This is a genomic window from Pseudomonas sp. CCOS 191 (genome assembly GCF_001007005.1).
Taxonomy (GTDB): domain Bacteria; phylum Pseudomonadota; class Gammaproteobacteria; order Pseudomonadales; family Pseudomonadaceae; genus Aquipseudomonas; species Aquipseudomonas soli.
Genome location: NZ_LN847264.1, coordinates 2,659,473 through 2,677,263, shown reverse-complemented (window position 1 = coordinate 2,677,263; position 17,791 = coordinate 2,659,473). Strand labels below are relative to the sequence as shown.

Sequence of the window (17,791 nt, the reverse complement as noted above, 5' to 3'; positions counted from 1 at the left end):
TGGTAAGCATCCTGCTTTTGCCAGTCGGAAATGCTCGGAACGCTAATGGATCACGGGGGGGCGGGCTGACATGGGAAGGGGGGACAACGGCAGGAGCAGATGGGTTCAACGCCTGGGAGCCAGGCCGCTCAGGCGCCTGACTCCCCTTACAAAAGAGCGGGTTCAGCCAGCCAGCGCTTGCAACTCGGCCAACTCTCGTTCGGACAAACCCACGCCTTCGCGCAGTGCCACTTCACGCTCACGGTAGCGCCGCTCCCCTGGCATGCGCGTCAGCCCCGCTTCCTGCATCTGCTCCACCAGTTCACGGCTGCGCTGGGCAAAACGCTCGCCTTGGGCCTTGGCCGGGTCGATCACGATCAGCAACTGCCCGGTCCACGGGGTCTTTGCCCCCGGATGCCCGGACCAGTCGAACTCCCAGGAAAAATGGCCCCCCGTCAGCGCCGCCGCCAGCAACTCGACCATCATCGACAGCGCCGAGCCTTTGTGGCCGCCGAACGGCAGCAACGCGCCGCCTTCGAGAATCGCCTTGGGGTCAGTAGTCGGCTGGCCGGCGGCATCCACGCCCATGCCCGGCGGCAGCTGTTCGCCAGCCCGGGCGGCGATCTGCACGTCACCATGGGCCATGGCACTGGTGGCCATGTCGAAGACGATCGGGTCGTGCCCCGCGCAAGGCGCGGCGAAGGCGATGGGGTTGGTGCCGAACAGCGGTTTGCGCGCACCGTGGGGCACCACGCAGGTCATGCTGTTGACCACGCTCAGGGCCACCAGGCCTTCATCGGCGAATGGCTCGACATCCGGCCACAGCGCGGCGAAATGGTGCGAATTGTGGATCGCCAGTACCGCGATGCCGGCCGTGCGCGCCTTCTCCACCAACAGCGCGCGGGCCGCGGCCAGGGCCGGCTGGGCAAACCCACCCTTGGCATCGACCTGCACATAAGCCGGCGCCAGGTCGGTTACCTGTGGCTCGGCGCGGCCATCGACCCAACCGCTGGCCAGGGTCGAGACATAACCGGGAATACGGAACACCCCGTGGCTGTGGGCACCGTCACGCTGGGCGCTGGCGCAGTTGTCGGCGAGCACGGCGGCCACTGCCGCGCTGCAGCCATGCCGCGCGAAGATTGCATGGAGCAATGCCTGCAGTTCGATAAAAGGCACGCGCACGACAGGGCCGGTGGAAGGTGAAGACATCTGGAGCTCCTTTCTTGGAATTGGAATCGCTACAGCGCAACTGCACAGACTTTCCCGCCAATGACAGCTATCTGTCAAATATTGACTTGATGACAGAAAACAGCCATTTTGGCTTCCACGCCAGAAATCAACCGGAACCGACCATGAGCCAATCGATCAAGCAACGCCTGGAAAGCAGCCTGCACACCGCTGCCGCCTCGGGCCGCCAGATCGCCAGCTACATGCTCGCCAACCTCCACGAACTGCCCTTCCAGACCTCGGCCAGCATCGCCGCCAAGCTGGGCGTGAGCGAATCGAGCGTCGGCCGCTTTTGCCGCGCCCTGGGCTATGCCCACCTCAAGGCGCTCAAGCAGGACCTGCAGAACGACCTGGGCGACGGCCCGTGGCTGGCCGGCGACCGCCTGCAGGCGTTTCGCCAGCAACCCGAGGACGACCAGCGCTCAGGCAGCCTGGAGCTGGAGATGGCCGCGCTGGTGCGCGTGCACGAATACAGCCGCGGCGAAACCTGGCAACAGGTCGCCCGGCGCCTGGCCGACAAACCCCGGGTATTCGTCGCCGGCTTTCAGACCGAGCGTGGCGTGGCCATGTGCATGAGCCACCTGCTGCAGTACCTGCGCGACGGCGTACAGCTGGTCGATGGCAGCGCCGGGCATTTCGGCGAGGTACTGCTGGGGCGCCCGCAGGACTGCGCGCTGGTGGTGTTCGAGGCGCGCCGTTATTCGCGCCACGCCCTGCAGCTGTGCCACAAGGCCCGTGCGCTGGGTATCCCGGTGACCCTGGTCACCGACACTTTCTGTGACTGGGCCGATGCCGAAGCCGACGAGGTATTCCGCATCCCCACCGAATTCAACCTGTTCTGGGAATCCACCGCGACCATGCTGTCGTGGGTGCACCTGATGGTCAACGAGGTCTGCAAGCAGCTCGGACCGGATGTTGAAAAACGCTTGGAAGCAACTGCCGCTCTACATAACGAGTTCGTCGGCTACACCTCGTGGCCGGCGGGCAAACAACAATAGCAAGAGTGCGATGACCGAGGTGCGAGATGAAAGGAACCATGGCTGTGGTGGGTGCGTGCGCCCTGTTGCTGGCGGGCCACGCCAGTGCCGAGACCCTGCGCTTTGCCACTGAAGGCGCATATCCCCCCTTCAACTACGTCGACGCCGACAACAAGCTGCACGGCTTCGACATCGACATCACCCATGCCCTGTGCGAACAGATGAAGGTCGAATGCACCCTGGTGGCCCAGGACTGGGAAGGCATCATTCCAGCGTTGATGGCGCGCAAGTACGACGCGGTGGTGGCCTCGATGATCGACACCGAGGAACGGCGCCGGAAGATCGCCTTCACCGACCACTACTACCGCACCCCACTGACCGTGGCCGTCGCCAAGGACAGCCCGATCAGCGACGCGCAGACCGACTTCAAGGGCTACACGGTCGGCGCGCAATCCGCCTCGACCCAGGCGATCTACGCCGAGGACGTATACGGCAAGGCCGGCGCGGACGTGAAGCTGTACCCGACCCTTGACGAAGCCAACGCAGACCTTGCCGCAGGGCGCCTGGACGGGGTGATCGCCGACAAGTTCCCGCTGCACGAATGGCTGAACAAGAATGGCAAGGACTGCTGCAAGATCCTCGGTGATGTCGACGGCACCAAGGCCGACGCGGCGATTGCCGTGCGCAAGGACGACCAGGCCCTGCGCACCCGGCTGAACGAGGCGCTGGCGGCGATCGTGGCCAATGGCACCTACCAGAAGATCGCAAGCAAGTACTTCGCCTTCGACATCTACCAGTAATCTCGTGGAGGCCGGCCTGCCGCGCGATGGCGCCTGATCAGTGAACCACGCCATCGCGGGGCAAGCCCGCTCCCACCAGGGCACCTGTTTCCTGGGGGTTAGCCATGCTCGATCAACTCTCCCTGCTTTCCTTCGCCAGCGGCGGCTGGGGCCAGGCGTTGCTGGCCGGCGCGCTGGTGACCGTGTCGCTGGCCCTGGCCTGCCTGCCCATCGGCCTGCCACTGGGCTTGCTGGTGGCGCTCGCCGCGCGCTCGCGCAAACGCCTGCCGCGGGCCTGGGCCACCCTCTTCTCCACGGTGTTTCGCGGCCTGCCCGAACTGCTCACCCTGCTGATCATCTACTACGGCTGCCAGATCGCCGCGCAGAAGCTCCTCGCCGCGCTGGGCTATGAGGGCGAGGTGCTGATCAACACCTTCCTCGCCGCCATGGCCGCCTTCAGCCTGGTGTTCGCCGCGTTCTCCAGCGAGATCTGGCTGATGGCCTTCAAGACCCTGCCCAAGGGCCAGCTGGAGGCATGCGCGGCCCTGGGCCTGGGCAAGCGCACCGGGTTCTTCAAGGTGGTACTGCCGCAACTGACGCGCATCGCCCTGCCGGGCCTGTCGAACAACTGGCTGAGCCTGCTCAAGGACACCTCGCTGGTCTCGACCATCTCGCTGATCGACCTGATGCGCCAGACCAATCTCGCAGTCAGCGTAACCAAGGAGCCAATGCTGTTCTACGGCGTCGCCTGCCTGGTCTACCTGCTGTTCTCGGCGCTGTCGGGCAGGGTCTTCGCCCTGCTCGAGCGGCGCAGCAATCGCCACCTTCAAGGAGCCCGCCCATGAGCCTGGAGCAACTGCTGGCCTACGTGCTCGACCCGGACTTGCTGGACCGTTACGGCGCACGTTTCGTCGATGGCCTGCTGGTCACCGCCAAGCTGGTGGCGATCTCGTTCACCCTCGGCGCGCTGCTGGGCATGCTCCTGGCGCTGGCGCGGATGTCACCCAGCCGCGTGCTGCGGCGCCTGGCGGCTGGCTACGTGTATTTCTTCCGCGGTTCACCGCTGCTGGCCCAGCTGTTCCTGCTGTACTACGGGCTGGGTTCGCTCAAGGGTTTCTGGCAGGAGCAGGGCCTCTGGTGGTTCTTCCGCGAGGCCTGGTACTGCGCCCTGCTCGCCTTCACCCTCAACACGGCGGCCTACCAGGCCGAGATCTTCCGCGCCAGCCTGATGGCGGTCGCGCCGGGCCAGTACGAAGCGGCCAAGGCGCTCAACCTCAAGCGCTCGACCACCTTCTTCAAGGTGGTCCTGCCGCAGTCGCTGCTGGTGGCCATCGGCCCGCTGGGCAACGAGCTGATCATGATGATCAAGGCCAGCGCGATTGCCTCGCTGGTGACGATCTACGACTTGATGGGGGTGACCAAGCTGGCCTTCTCGCGCAGCTTCGACTTCCAGATCTACCTGTGGGCGGCAGTGCTCTATCTGCTGATCGTCGAGGTGGTCCGGCGCACCTTGAAACACCTGGAAGCCCGCCTGGGCCGCCACCTGAACTGACTGAAGGAAATCTTCCATGCATTGCCAGACCATCGTCCTGGGCGCCGGCATCGTCGGCGTCAGCACCGCCCTGCACCTGCAGGCCCGCGGACGCCAGGTGATCCTCATCGACCGCGACGAGCCAGGCAGCGGCACCAGCCATGGCAACGCCGGGCTGATCGAGCGTTCCAGCGTGATCCCCTATGCCTTCCCGCGCCAGTACAGCGCCCTGCTGCGCTATGGCCTGAACCGCCAGCCCGACGTGCGCTACAGCCTCGCCCACCTGCCCAAGGCCGCACCCTGGCTGCTCAGCTACTGGCGCCAGTCCGCCCCCGGACGCCTGGCCAAGGCCGCCGCCGACATGCTGCCGCTGGTGCAGCGCAGCGTCGAGGAACACGATGCGCTGATCGAAGCCGCCGGCCTGCAAGGGCTGGTGCAGGCCAAGGGTTGGATCGAGGTGTACCGCGACGCCGCGCTGTTCGCCCAGGCCAAGCACGACCTTCAAGGCCTGGCCCGCTACGGCCTGCGCTACGAGATCCTCGAACGCGAGCAACTGCAGGCTCGCGAGCAGCAACTGGACGGCGGGGTGATCGGTGGCATCCACTGGCTCGACCCGAAGACCGTGAGCAACCCCGGCGGCTTGACCCGTGGTTATGCCGCGCTGTTCGTCCAGCGCGGCGGCCAGTTCCTCCACGGCGATGCGCGGAGCCTGCGCCAGGTCGAGGGCGGCTGGCAGGTGGACAGCCGTCGCGGCACGGTGATAGCCGACGAGGTGGTGGCCTGCCTCGGCCCGCAGTCGGCCGACCTCTATGAACGGCTGGGCTATCGCTTTCCGCTGGGGATCAAGCGCGGCTACCACATGCACTACGCGACCCGCGACGGCGCCGAACTGGGCCACTCGATCTGCGACACCCAGGGTGGCTATGTCCTGGCGCCGATGGCCCGGGGCGTGCGCCTGACCACCGGCATCGAATTCGCCGCCAGCGATGCCCCGGCCAACGAGATCCAGCTGCGCCGCTGCGAGGCCCTGGCGCGCAAGCTGTTCCCGGCCCTGGGCGAGCGCCTGGACGACAAGCCCTGGCTGGGCCGTCGCCCCTGCCTGCCGGACATGCGCCCGGTAATCGGCCCGGCGCCGCTGCACAAGCACCTGTGGTTCAACTTCGGCCATGCCCATCATGGCCTGACGCTGGGCCCGGTCAGCGGCCGCCTGCTGGCGGAACTGATGACCGGCGAGCGCCCTTTCACCGACCCTGCGCCCTACAGCGCCGCACGCTTCGCCTGAACCTTGAGCGGGAGAACAACAAGATGACCGCACCCTTGAGCCTTGCCAGCCTGCACCCTGCCCCCGACCCGCGCCCGGAGCTGATCCGTATCGAGGGCCTGAACAAGCATTACGGCGCGTTCCATGTGCTGCGCGATATCGACCTGTCGGTGCGCGAGGGCGAACGAATCGTGCTCTGCGGCCCGTCGGGCTCGGGCAAGTCGACGCTGATCCGCTGCATCAACCGCCTGGAGATCGCCCAGCAGGGCAGCATCCGCGTGGCTGGCACCGACCTTGCCAGCACTGGCCGCGAGGCCGCCAAGGTGCGCAGCGAGATCGGCATGGTGTTCCAGCACTTCAACCTGTTCCCGCACATGAGCGTGCTCGACAATTGCCTGCTGGCACCGATGAGCGTGCGCGGCCTGTCGCGGCGGGACGCCGAGGAACGGGCGCGCTCGTACCTGAGCAAGGTCGGTATCGAAAGCCAGGCGCACAAGTACCCCAGCCAGCTCTCCGGCGGCCAGCAGCAGCGGGTGGCGATCGCCCGGGCGTTGTGCATGAAGCCGAGGATCATGCTGTTCGACGAGCCGACCTCGGCGCTCGACCCGGAGATGGTGGCCGAGGTGCTGGATGTGCTGGTGCAACTGGCCGGTACCGGCATGACCATGCTCTGCGTGACCCACGAGATGGGCTTTGCCCGACAGGTGGCAGAGCGGGTGTTGTTTCTCGAAGGTGGGCAGATCATTGAGGACTCTTCACCGGAAGTGTTCTTCGGGCAGCCCAGGACGGCGCGGGCACAGGCGTTTTTGAAGCAGATCCTGCATTAGTGGTTCGTGGCCCTGCGCAGATATAAGCAACCCAGTCCGCCCTGCAAAACAGCGATGCAATATATGAAGGCTTAATCTTGATCTTGATCTTGATCTTAATCTTGATCTCAAGATTAGTTTCAACCTCACTAGCGACAGCTGCGCCAGTGCAGGCGCCGCCCGTAACTTCGCGACTTCAGGAGGCCGAACGCAGGTCTTGCGGAGGGAGGTGACGGGCATGGATGCCCGTCAAGCGCTGCGCCCCAGGATGGGGCGTTCAGCGCGGTCCTCCCGGGAGCAAGGCCGGAGTGAGGGGACCCGGAGCGAAGCGGAGGGCCGGATGAATGGAGCGCACGGTTTTTGGTTCCTTTTTGCCACGACAAAAAGGAACTCGCCGTAAGGGCGAAAAGGTGACTATGCGTCAGTATAGTAAATGAATGCGCTTACAACTGTGAAAACCCACACCAATCGCATTTGACTTTGACTTTGACTTTGACTTTGACTTTGACTTTGACTTTGACTTTGACTTTGACTTTGACTTATACAGTGAGTGTTTTGAAAGTTATATGCGCATTCATTTGCGATGGTGACGCATAATCACCTTTCCGCCCTTACGGCGGGTCCCTTTTTGAAGGATCAAAAAGGGACCAAAAAATCCTCGCTCCATTCATCCGGCCCCTACGCTTCGCTCCGGGGTCCCCTCACTCCGGCCTTGCTCCCGGGAGGACCGCGCTGAACGCCCCATCCTGGGGCGCAGCGCTTGACGGGCATCCATGCCCGTCACCTCCCTCCGCAAGACCTCCGTTCGGCCTCCTGAAGTCGCAATTTGTGTCGCTTGAACTATCGCGCGCTTAGAAGCAAAAGCAGAGCAAGAGCAAGAGCAAGAGCTAAAGCAAACAGTGGCTCAACCATTCGTCGATAACGGATAAAACCTGTCGAATTACCTAAGGGCCACCCGACTACGGGATGAACCCCCAAGCGTGGAGTCACGCCCATGAGCCATCCCACTCCCAAACACACCGTGGCAACCCGCAGCCAATGGCTCGCCGCCCGCCACCAACTCTGGCTGCACGAGAAAGCCTTCACCCATCAACGCGACGAGCTTGCCGCCGCCCGCCGCGCCCTGCCCTGGGTAGCGGTGGAACAGGACTACCGTTTCCAGGGCCCGGACGGCGAACTAGGCCTGGGCGAGCTGTTCGCCGGACGCAGCCAGTTGCTGGTCTATCACTTCATGTTCGCCGACGGCTGGCACGAAGGCTGCCCGGGCTGCTCGTTCCTGGCCGACCACTTCGACGGCGCCAACCTGCACCTCGCCCACCACGACGTTTCCCTGGTGGCAGTTTCGCGGGCGCCCTATGCCGAGTTCCAGGCGTTCCGCCGGCGCATGGGCTGGCACTTCCCATGGTTTTCATCGCACGGCAGCCGCTTCAACCAGGATTTCGGCGTCACTGTCGCCACCGATGGCAGCGCCCAGTACAACTACGAACCCTACACCGGCGACGAAACGGAGCTGCCCGGGCTCAGCGCGTTCTACCGCGATAGCGACGGCAGCCTGTACCACACCTACTCCACCTATGCCCGGGGGCTGGACATCCTGGTCAACGCGTACAACTTCCTCGACCTCGCGCCCCTCGGGCGCAACGAGGACGGGACGATGGACTGGGTGCGGCATCATGATCGCTATGAAAATGCGACTGACAAGCCGCATTGCTGCAAGGAGTGAGTTTCCGGCGGGTCAGATCGCCTGCACCGCCAGCAACTCCGTCAAGACCTCGGCCAGTGCCTTGACCATCACATCCGCCGTGGGCCGGTGCACGATAACGATTTCGTAGCTGTCCACCTCCGGCAGCCCCTGCTCGATGCCCAGTACCCGGTGCTCGAGCAGCGCTGCCCGCGGCGGCAGCAGGCTGATGCCCATGCCGTCGGCCACCGCCGCCTGGATACCGCTGAGGCTCGAGCTGGTGAAGCTGATGCGCCAGCGTCGGCCCATGCCTTCGATCGCGCTGATCATGTCATCGCGGTACAGCCCGCGTGGCGGAAAGGTCACCAAGGGAATCGGGTCGAGATCGAAGGACGGCATGCGCGCGCTGTCGATCCATTGCAGGCGCTCCGGCCAGCAGGCCACCCCCTCGCGGCTGTTGCGCCGCTGCTTGAGCAGCACCAGGTCGAGCTCGCCGTTGTCATAGGCCTGGCTGAGATCGCGGCATAGCCCGCTGGTGACTTCCAGCTTGACCTGGGGGTGCTGCCGGCTGAACGCGGACAGCGCATTGGTGGTGCGCCCGCCGACGAAATCCTCCGGCACGCCCAGGCGCACGGTTACCCCGACCATGGCCCCGGCCAACGCCTCGAGCATCTGGTCGTTGAGGGCCAGCATGTGTCGGGCATAACCGAGCAGCGTCTGCCCGGCATCGGTGGGCAGCACATCGCGGTTGCCACGCACCAGCAGGCGGTGGCCGACCATGTCCTCGAGGCGGCGGACCTTCTGGCTGATGGTCGACTGCGTGGAATGCAGGCGCGCCGCGGCGGTGGTGAAACTGCCGCAGTCAGCCACCACGACGATGGCGCGCAGCAGGTCGAGGTCGAACAGGGCCCTATTTGGTTTTACGCTGGCAGACATCTTGATATTCGACTTCTGAATGACAAGCCTGACTTCTACCACGGGTACCGATACCCGGCAACATGCGCAAATACACTGGGATCCATCCAGATTTTTCACTTCTGCAACAAACACAGGCCCACTAGCATGAACCCTCGTCATATCAGGAGCCGACCACCATGCGCCTGCCGTTCACCGCCTTGCTGCTGACCCTGTTCACCAGCCTTGCCAGCCATGCCGAGACCCCCGCCATGAACACTGCGTTGCTCGATGCCGCCCGCCGCGGCGATGCCCCTGCCGTGCGCCAACTGCTCGACCGGGGCGCGCAGGCCGATACCCGCAACGACCAGGGCGAGACCGCGTTGCTGGTGGCCACCCACGCCAATGAAGTGGAAGCCGCCAAGGTGCTGATCGAGGCCGGCGCTGACGTCAACGCCAAGGACAATATCAACGACAGCCCCTACCTGTACGCGGGCGCGCGCGGGCTGGACGACATCCTGCGCCTGACCCTGGCCCATGGCGCCGACCTGAAGAGCACCAACCGCTACGGTGGTACCGCGCTGATCCCGGCCGCCGAACGCGGGCATGTGAGCACCGTGCAGTTGCTGATAGCGGCGGGTGTCGATGTGAACCACCTCAACCGCCTGCACTGGACCGCGCTTCTCGAGGCGGTGATCCTCGGCGATGGCGGCCCGCGGCATGTGGAAATCGTGCGCCAGTTGCTGGCGGCCGGGGCGGACCCGCTAATTGCCGACAAGGACGGCGTGACTGCGCTGGAGCATGCGCGCCAACGCGGTTATCGCGAGATGGTCGCCTTGCTGGAAAACTCCAGGCGCCGCTGACGCGCCGGTTATTCCACAGCCTCGAACGGCAGCCCCACATAGTTCTCGGCAATATTCGCCAGCCCCGCCGCCGACCCCAGGTAGTACTCGCGATCGGCCGCCTGCATCTTGCGGTCCCAATCATCCTGGTGTTCGCCGAAGTCATGCAGCAGCTGGGTCATGAACCAACTGAAGCGCTCGCCCTTCCATACCCGCCGCAATGCCATGGGCGAATACTGCGCCAGCAGGTCGGTACGCCCCTCGCGGTAGACCTTGACCAGGATCCGGTACAGGTAGTTGACGTCCGAGGCTGCCAGGTTCAGGCCCTTGGCGCCGGTGGGTGGCACGATGTGGGCGGCGTCGCCGACCAGGAACAGGCGGCCATGCTGCATCGGCTCGACCACCAGGCTGCGCAGCGGCGCGATGCTTTTCTCCAGCGCAGGCCCGGTCACCAGTTGCTCGGCCACCGCCTCTGGCAGGCGCGCCTTGAGCTCGGTCCAGAAGCGCTCGTCGGACCAGTCCTCGACCCGTTCTTGCAGCGGCACCTGCAGGTAGTAGCGGCTGCGCGTCTGCGAGCGCTGGCTGCACAGCACGAAACCGCGTTCGTGATGGGCGTAGATCAGCTCATGGTTGACCGGCGGGGTATCGGCCAGCAGTCCCAGCCAGCCGAACGGATAGACCCGCTCGTACACCTTCAGCACGCTGGCCGGGATGCTCTGCCTGGCCACGCCATGGAAGCCATCGCAGCCAGCGATGTAATCGCACTCCACCCGGTGCTGGCGACCGTCCTTGTCGAACGTCAGGTAGGGCCGCGGCCCCTCGATGTCATGGGGCTGGACATTGCTGGCCGCATAGATGATCGGCGCCCCACTCTGCTCGCGAGCCTGCATCAGGTCGCGGGTGACCTCGGTCTGGCCGTAGACCATCACCGTCTTGCCACCGGTCAGTGCCTTGAGGTCAAGACGCTGGCGATGGCCACCGACCAGCAACTCGACCCCTTCATGAACCAACCCTTCGCGATCCATGCGCTGGGCCACGCCGGCTTCGCGCAGCAATTCGACCGTGCCCTGTTCGAGCACGCCGGCACGGATGCGCCCCAGCACATAGTCCGGGGTCTGGCGCTCGACGATCAGCGTATCGATGCCGGCGTTGTGCAGCAGCTGGCCGAGCAGCAGGCCGGACGGGCCGGCGCCGATGATTGCAACCTGAGTCTTCATTGTTGTTGTCTCACGATGACGATGCCGGCTTTGCACTGGCAATGGCCGCGCATCTGCTGTTAGAGTTTGCACCTGTATTTTTACTGCTGAAAAATGTGCAGAACGTGCGAAATCCGCTTTGAAAACTGCACTTTCCTGAAATTCGTTCGATTAACGGACAGGTCCCACTCCATGCACAGCCCCCTTTCCGGCATCCCGTTGTTCCAGCTGTATGGCGAGCACCGTGCCTGGCCGGATACCGACCTGCTGCACTGCGAGTCGATCCCGGCGCGCAGCCGTCTGCACCACTGGGAGATCAAACCGCACCGGCACGCCGAGCTGTTCCAGCTGCTCTATGTGCAGCGCGGCGAGGCACAGGTGGAGATCGAGGGCGAACGCCGGGTGATTCGCGAGGCGGCGATCCAGGTGGTACCGCCGCTGACTGTCCATGGTTTTCGCTTCAGCGCCGATATCCAGGGGCATGTGCTGACGTTCGGCACGGCCTTGGTGGTCGATCTGGAAAAGCGCCTGGGCGCCCCCCTGAGCGTGCTGGCGGCGGCACGGTGCTACCCGCTGGGCAAGGACCGCGTGCGCCTGCACGGCCTGATCGACACGCTGCAGCAGGAGTACCAGGGCAGCGCTCCGGCCCGCGGCCCCATGCTGCAGGCACTGGTCACCGCGCTGATGGTGTGGATCAACCGCCAGCAAGCCGCCTTGCCAGCGCGCAGCCAGGACGAACGGGACCAGCAGTTGCTCGGCCGCTACCTGCGCCTGGTCGAGGCGCATTACCGCGAGCACCTTGCCGTGGACGATTTCGCCGCGCGCCTGGGCATCACCAGCCTGCTGTTGAACCAGCTGTGCCGGGCGCTGGCCGGGCAATCGGCGTTGCAGGTGATCCACCAGCGCCTGCTGCTCGAAGCACGGCGCAATCTTGCCTACACGCGCATGAGCATCGGCCAGTTGTCCGACAGCCTGGGGTTCAGCGACCCGACCTACTTTGCACGGTTCTTCAAACGGCTCGACGGGCAGACGCCCAAGGCCTACCGCAAGTCCGTGAATGTCTGAGCGGGCCTGCGAGCACAGCCCTTGCTTGACGTATACGTCAACCTGGCATTAGGTTACTCGCATTCCCTCCCCCGAGCGCCAGCATGAGCAGCCAGACCTACAGCATCTCCGACCTGTCCCGCGAACTGGACATCACCACCCGCGCCATCCGCTTCTATGAGGAGCAGGGTCTGCTCAGCCCTGAACGACGCGGCCTGGAACGCATCTACTCGGCCCGCGACAAGGTCACGCTCAAACTGATCCTGCGCGGCAAGCGCATCGGTTTCTCGCTGGCCGAATGCCGTGAACTGATCGAACTCTACGACCCCTCCGGCGGCAACCAGAAACAGCTCACCAGCATGCTGGCGAAGATCGCCGAACGCCGCGCCCAGCTCGAACAGCAGATGCTCGACATCCAGCAGATGCACCTGGAGCTGGACACCGCCCAGGAGCGTTGCGAGCAGGCCCTGGCCGCCACCCTGAACCCGCCGCACACCCACCGTTGATCCGCCACAGGAAGCCCGCCATGTCATTGCCCAAGAATGTCCGCCTGGTCGAAGTCGGCCCGCGCGACGGCCTGCAGAACGAAGCCCAGCCCATCAGCGTCGCCGACAAGGTGCGCCTGGTGGATGACCTCACCGACGCCGGGCTCGCCTACATAGAAGTGGGCAGCTTCGTTTCGCCCAAATGGGTCCCGCAGATGGCCGGCTCCGGCGAAGTGTTCGCCGGTATCCGTCAGCGCGAGGGCGTCACCTATGCGGCGCTGGCGCCCAACCTGCGCGGTTTCGAAGATGCCCTGGCCGCCGGGGTGAAGGAAGTGGCGGTGTTCGCGGCGGCGTCCGAAGCGTTCTCCCAGCGCAACATCAATTGCTCGATCAGTGACAGCCTCAAGCGTTTCGAGCCGATCATGGAGTCTGCCCGCAGCCAGGGTGTGCGGGTGCGCGGCTATGTCTCCTGCGTGCTCGGCTGCCCCTACGAGGGACGCATCAGCGCCGAGCAGGTGGCACCGGTGGCCAAGGCCCTGCATGACATGGGCTGCTATGAAGTATCGCTGGGCGACACCATCGGCACCGGCACCGCCGGTGACACCCGCCGCCTGTTCGAGGTGGTCTCGGCCCAGGTGCCCCGCGCGCAGCTGGCCGGGCACTTCCACGACACCTACGGCCAGGCGCTGGCCAATGTCTATGCCAGCCTGCTCGAAGGCATCAGCGTGTTCGACAGCTCGGTGGCCGGCCTGGGCGGCTGCCCCTACGCCAAGGGCGCCACCGGTAACGTCGCTAGCGAGGATGTGGTGTACCTGCTGCAAGGGCTGGGCATCGAAACCGGCATTGACCTGGACCGGCTGATCGCCGCGGGCCTGCGTATCAGCGAAGTGCTCGGGCGCGCCACCGGTTCGCGGGTGGCGAAGGCCCGCGGCGTTCGCTGAGTCACACGCTTGTCACACAGGTGTGGGTGGAGTGTTACCGCCTACACGCTGTGCAGAAGAAAATCGGGTAACAGGGAAACAATTCGACAAATTTTCACGTGCCAATCCACTCTGCAAAATCACCAAACCATTGATTTTAAAGGGTTTATAAAAGTTGGCACGCCACCTGCTATATCTTTAGGCATAACAAGAACAAAAAACGCGATACCCAATAAAAACAACAGTAAACGGCTCTGACATAACAAGAACAACACGGCAGAGACGTAGCAAGCAGATTTTTTTGGAGTCGACGTGCATTCCAGGGGTTCCGGCCCCGCAACCTGGCAAGAACAATAAAACTACCTCCGAGGTAGCGGCAGTCAAGGTTGGATCACGTTGGATGAACGCAGGTCAGCGCTCAAAAAAATACGTTTGCTCTTGGCCCCGGTTGGGGGCCCCGCAGTGCAGAGACGACAGCCGACAAAAACAACAACAGGCCAATCTCCAATAATAAGAAAAGAGCAGGCAACAACGCTTATGAGGGGAGCTTCGGCTCCCCTCAGTGCTTCCTGCCCTCCTCCTCCTCGCGTTTGTCCTCATGCTCGCCTTCGACCTTTTCCACCAGCAACGGCATGCTCGCCAGCACCAGCAGCGCCAGCACCGTGCTGACCAGTGCCGTGGCCTCGCGCCCCATGCCGGCGGCCGTGCCGATGGCGGCGGTCATCCATAACCCGGCCGCGGTGGTCAGGCCCTTGACGTGACTGGTGTCGCGGCCATTGCCCTTGAGGATCGTGCCCGCGCCGAGAAAGCCTATCCCGGCGACGATGCCCTGGATCACCCGGCTCAACGCCTGCGCATCCGCCCCGGCCATGCTCGGCGCCAGGACGAACAAGGCCGCGCCCATGGACACCAGCATGTGCGTGCGCACGCCGGCCGACTTGCCCTTGCTCTCGCGCTCGAAACCCAGCACCGCCCCCAGCAAGGCCGCCATCAGCAGGCGGATGAGGATCCGGGATACCTCGCGCGCGTCGGCGACATCGGCGAATTCGGTCTGCAACGCCGCCAGAAAGGCTTGCCAGAATGCTTCCATCGGGTGCCTCCAGAGATCCCGCCGAACAGGTCTCAAGGAGTGTAGGTGGATTGCTCTGGCGTGAAACCCTGCAACTGCTCCAACCAGTACGCCACGTCCAGTTCGTCGATCTGCTCGGGACGCAGGAAGCGCTCGGCATATTGCCGGTACACCCCGCTACTCAGGAACAAGCGCAGCAACTGCCCGTCGACATGCTTGTCCCGCGCCATGAACACCAGGATCTTCACCGACTCGGACAGGGTCTTCGGCGCCTTGTAGGGCCGGTCCGCCGCGGTCAGCGCCTCGAAGATGTCGGCGATCGCCATCACCCGCTCGGGGATGCTCAACGCCTCCTGGCCGAGCCTGCGCGGGTAGCCGCTGCCGTCCATCTTCTCGTGATGGTTGCCGGCGATTGACGGCACGCGCCTGAGCTGGCGCGGGAACGGCAGCGCGCTGAGCATGATGATGGTCTGCACGATGTGCTCGTTGATCTTGAAGCGCTCTTCATCGTTGAGCGTGCCGCGGCGGATCGACAGGTTGTACAGCTCGCCGTGGTTGCTGGCATGGGCCGGCAGGCGCATGTCGAAACCCCAGTGGTTGCGCGGGTCGTCCTTGGCCACCGGCGGCGTACGATCGCCCCAGGGCACCCGGTGCTCATCGCGGTCGGCAAGCAGGGGCTCGTCCACCGGCAAGGTTGCCGCCGAGGTGTCGGTGAACCGCTCCGCCTCATCGCGGGAGATGCCCAGGCGGTTGTCGAAGTGCCGCCGCCAGCGGCGCTGGCCGATAGTGCGCAGGCGCTCGATATCGGCCTCCTGCATGAACTCGCCACCGATGTTGGCGTTGGCGACGAAGGCGAACTCCTCCTGCAAGGTTGCCCGGCATGCCTCCAGCGTGCGCCGCAGCGCCGGCTCATCATCGCCGTTGGCCACGCCTTGCCAGTAGGCGACCTCGGCATCGCGCCAGAGCACCTCGAAGCGCATGCGTACCTCGTGGATGCGGTTGTACAAGGTCTCGAGCTTGGTCGCCTTGTCCACCACGTATTCGGGGCTGGTGATCTTGCCGCAGTCGTGCAGCCAGGCGGCCACGCGGAATTCGTAGCGCTCGGCCTCGCTCATGCTGAAGTCGGCATAGGGGCCGCTGTCAGCTTGCACGGCCTGGTCCAGGAGCATCTGCGCCAGTTGCGGCACCCGTTCGCAATGGCCGCCGGTATAGGGGCTCTTGGCGTCAATGGCGTCGGCCAGCAACTTGATCATGGCGTCCAGCAGGCGCTGCTGGGCCTCGACCAGCTGGCGGGTCTCGATGGCCACGGCGGCGGCTCCGGACAGTTCCTCGACGAAGCGCTGGAACGGTTGGCCCACGGCCGCGTTCGCATCGGCGAGTTGCAGTACCAGGATGCCGAGCAGCGCCTGGCCGCGGTCATTGAGTACCACCGCCAGGCTGCGCCCTTGCCATGCGAGGGCCTGGGTCACCGCACTGGCCAGGTCATGCCGCTCGCCTTCAGGCACCGCCAGTTCCTCGGGGTAGTCATGGCCGCGACTGGCGGCGGCCAGGCGCAACCGAGTGTTGTCGTCGTACAGATACACCGCACCGGCGCTGACGCCCGCTGCCGCCACCAGGTGATTGAGCACGCCGTCGAGCATGCCTTCGAGTTGGGTCTCGCGGCTCAACGTAAGGGTGATCGCCTGGAAGTTGCGGATGGTGCCGGACATGCGGCTCAGCACCCGGCTCAGCTCACGCACTTCGGAGACCCGCGAGACAACGCCCACCTCACGGCTGAAATCGAAACTGGCCAGGCCCTGCACCTGCTCGGTCAGCCGGCGCAACGGACGGCCGATGCGCCGACCCAGCAGCCCGCCGAGCAACAGCAACACGGCGGCCAGTGCCACTGCCCAGAGCAACTGCTCGAACAGCACCTTGCGCGCGCCGGCCAGCAGTTCGTGGGCCGGCACGGCGATCAGCACCTGCAGGTGCTGTCCGGCCATGGAGGTAAGCGGCACGCGCATGCCGTACCAGGTCTGTCCCTCGACCTGGTAAGGCTGTGGGCTCGCGCCCTGGGGCATGTCGGCGTAGATATGCGCAAGGCTGCCGATGCCCAGCTCGCCAATGCGCGACAGGCGCACGCTCTCACCCTCGCGCACGACCACCCGTTGCAGGTCGGGATAGGCCACCACGTTGCCCTGGTCGTCGACCACGGCGATCTCGGTGCCGACGGTGATGCGCAGGTCACGGCTCTCGCTGGCCAGGTCGTTGACCGAGACATCCATGCCGATCACCGCGGTGCCCTCGGCGCTGCGCTGGGCCATGGTCAGGCCGATCTCGCGGGTGGTAAAGAACACGTAGGGGCGAGTGAGTACGGTCTCGGGCTGCGCGCTGGCTTCGATGAACCAGGGGCGTTGGCGTGGATCGTATTGGTAGTCGGGCTTGCCCTGGCGCTGCAACAAGGTCAGTGCCGGGTCATAGAAGCGCCACTCGCCCTGCATCGCGCCATCGGCGCCCTGGGTGACGGTCTGCACCAGGAACGCCGTGTCCGCCGGTGCCGCGAAGCGCTGCAACAGTTGCGGGTCACGCAAGCGCCGGACCAGCAGGAATTCACCGTTTGGATAACCGACGTAGGCGGCGCTGAGCATGCGGTTGGCACGCAGGCTCTCGACCAGTTGCGGCAGTTGCTCGAGGCGCTGGGCCAACGTGCTTGACGCCGGGCTGAAGGCCAGCAGGCGAATGCTGCTCTGCACCGGGTCGACCAGGCGCCGGGCGCGCTCGTCGATGGTCCGGCCGACCTGCTGGGCGGCATCGCCGGCGGCGGCCACCAGGGCCTGGCGCACGCCCAGGTAGCCTTGCCAGGCCAGGGCCGCGCCCAGCGCCAGCATGCCCAGCATGATCGCCAATGCCACCAGCCATTGCAGGGAAATGCTCCGGCCACGGTTGTTCATGGCCGTCTACCTCGAGCGCACGCCCGTCCAGCCTGCCCTATCAACACGCAGCCCATCCCAGGTACTCCCCGTGTGGCGATTTCCACAGTGTAATCAGCCCATGCGAACGTGCCGGCCCGAGATATCCGCTGGCAGCGAGACAGCCCGATAGTGGCACGACGCCATATAAG

At 64.9% G+C, this 17,791-nt stretch carries 16 protein-coding genes; 11 read left to right on the top strand and 5 right to left on the bottom strand.

Annotated features, from left to right (window positions below):
* Positions 1-162: 162 nt before the first annotated feature.
* Positions 163-1,188 (bottom strand): Ldh family oxidoreductase, encoded by a 1,026-nt coding sequence (locus CCOS191_RS12135; RefSeq protein ID WP_046855418.1) that lies wholly within the window; start codon positions 1,186-1,188, stop codon positions 163-165.
* Positions 1,189-1,331: 143 nt separating this feature from the next.
* Here CCOS191_RS12135 and CCOS191_RS12130 point away from each other — a divergent pair, with 143 nt between their 5' ends.
* The 7 genes from CCOS191_RS12130 (at position 1,332) to CCOS191_RS12100 (ending at position 8,283) form a co-directional block, all read left to right on the top strand.
* A complete protein-coding gene (locus tag CCOS191_RS12130) occupies positions 1,332-2,204 on the top strand; it encodes a MurR/RpiR family transcriptional regulator (RefSeq protein WP_046855417.1) in 873 nt (290 codons plus the stop codon).
* 26 nt (positions 2,205-2,230) lie between these two features.
* Positions 2,231-2,983, top strand: coding sequence for a transporter substrate-binding domain-containing protein (locus tag CCOS191_RS12125; RefSeq protein WP_023632571.1), 753 nt, complete (start codon positions 2,231-2,233; stop codon positions 2,981-2,983).
* A 104-nt stretch (positions 2,984-3,087) separates the two neighbouring features.
* Positions 3,088-3,807 (top strand): ABC transporter permease, encoded by a 720-nt coding sequence (locus CCOS191_RS12120; RefSeq protein WP_046855416.1) that lies wholly within the window; start codon positions 3,088-3,090, stop codon positions 3,805-3,807.
* Entirely contained in the window at positions 3,804-4,514 is a 711-nt protein-coding gene (locus CCOS191_RS12115) for an ABC transporter permease (RefSeq protein WP_046855415.1), read from the top strand. Before CCOS191_RS12120 ends, CCOS191_RS12115 begins: the two co-directional genes overlap by 4 nt.
* Positions 4,515-4,530: 16 nt before the next feature.
* Positions 4,531-5,775 (top strand): NAD(P)/FAD-dependent oxidoreductase, encoded by a 1,245-nt coding sequence (locus CCOS191_RS12110; protein WP_046855414.1) that lies wholly within the window; start codon positions 4,531-4,533, stop codon positions 5,773-5,775.
* A gap of 23 nt (positions 5,776-5,798) precedes the next feature.
* Positions 5,799-6,581, top strand: coding sequence for an amino acid ABC transporter ATP-binding protein (locus tag CCOS191_RS12105; protein WP_046855413.1), 783 nt, complete (start codon positions 5,799-5,801; stop codon positions 6,579-6,581).
* A gap of 973 nt (positions 6,582-7,554) precedes the next feature.
* Positions 7,555-8,283: a DUF899 domain-containing protein gene (locus CCOS191_RS12100; protein ID WP_046855412.1), complete on the top strand. Its 729-nt coding sequence runs from the start codon at positions 7,555-7,557 to the stop codon at positions 8,281-8,283.
* A gap of 12 nt (positions 8,284-8,295) precedes the next feature.
* On the opposite strand, the gene CCOS191_RS12095 is transcribed toward CCOS191_RS12100, so the two are convergent.
* Entirely contained in the window at positions 8,296-9,177 is an 882-nt protein-coding gene (locus CCOS191_RS12095) for a LysR substrate-binding domain-containing protein (RefSeq protein ID WP_023631572.1), read from the bottom strand.
* A 158-nt stretch (positions 9,178-9,335) separates the two neighbouring features.
* Here CCOS191_RS12095 and CCOS191_RS12090 point away from each other — a divergent pair, with 158 nt between their 5' ends.
* Positions 9,336-9,998: an ankyrin repeat domain-containing protein gene (locus tag CCOS191_RS12090; RefSeq protein WP_046855411.1), complete on the top strand. Its 663-nt coding sequence runs from the start codon at positions 9,336-9,338 to the stop codon at positions 9,996-9,998.
* Between the two features lie 8 nt (positions 9,999-10,006).
* Here the strand turns inward: CCOS191_RS12090 and pobA are convergent, their stop codons facing one another.
* Positions 10,007-11,194, bottom strand: a complete 1,188-nt coding sequence (pobA, locus tag CCOS191_RS12085) for a 4-hydroxybenzoate 3-monooxygenase (RefSeq protein WP_046855410.1) — start codon at positions 11,192-11,194, stop codon at positions 10,007-10,009.
* Between the two features lie 171 nt (positions 11,195-11,365).
* Here pobA and CCOS191_RS12080 point away from each other — a divergent pair, with 171 nt between their 5' ends.
* From CCOS191_RS12080 to CCOS191_RS12070, 3 genes are all read left to right on the top strand, one after another.
* Positions 11,366-12,238 carry a helix-turn-helix domain-containing protein gene (locus CCOS191_RS12080; RefSeq protein ID WP_046855409.1) on the top strand — a complete coding sequence of 291 codons (873 nt, stop codon included), beginning with the start codon at positions 11,366-11,368 and terminating at the stop codon, positions 12,236-12,238.
* 83 nt (positions 12,239-12,321) lie between these two features.
* Complete coding sequence (locus CCOS191_RS12075) at positions 12,322-12,723, top strand: MerR family transcriptional regulator (protein ID WP_023631568.1); 402 nt, start codon at positions 12,322-12,324, stop codon at positions 12,721-12,723.
* Positions 12,724-12,743: 20 nt separating this feature from the next.
* Positions 12,744-13,643 carry a hydroxymethylglutaryl-CoA lyase gene (locus tag CCOS191_RS12070; protein WP_046855408.1) on the top strand — a complete coding sequence of 300 codons (900 nt, stop codon included), beginning with the start codon at positions 12,744-12,746 and terminating at the stop codon, positions 13,641-13,643.
* A 538-nt stretch (positions 13,644-14,181) separates the two neighbouring features.
* On the opposite strand, the gene CCOS191_RS12065 is transcribed toward CCOS191_RS12070, so the two are convergent.
* A complete protein-coding gene (locus CCOS191_RS12065) occupies positions 14,182-14,712 on the bottom strand; it encodes an MgtC/SapB family protein (RefSeq protein WP_046855407.1) in 531 nt (176 codons plus the stop codon).
* 32 nt (positions 14,713-14,744) lie between these two features.
* Positions 14,745-17,621, bottom strand: coding sequence for an HD domain-containing phosphohydrolase (locus CCOS191_RS12060; protein ID WP_046855406.1), 2,877 nt, complete (start codon positions 17,619-17,621; stop codon positions 14,745-14,747).
* Between the last annotated feature and the right edge of the window lie 170 nt (positions 17,622-17,791).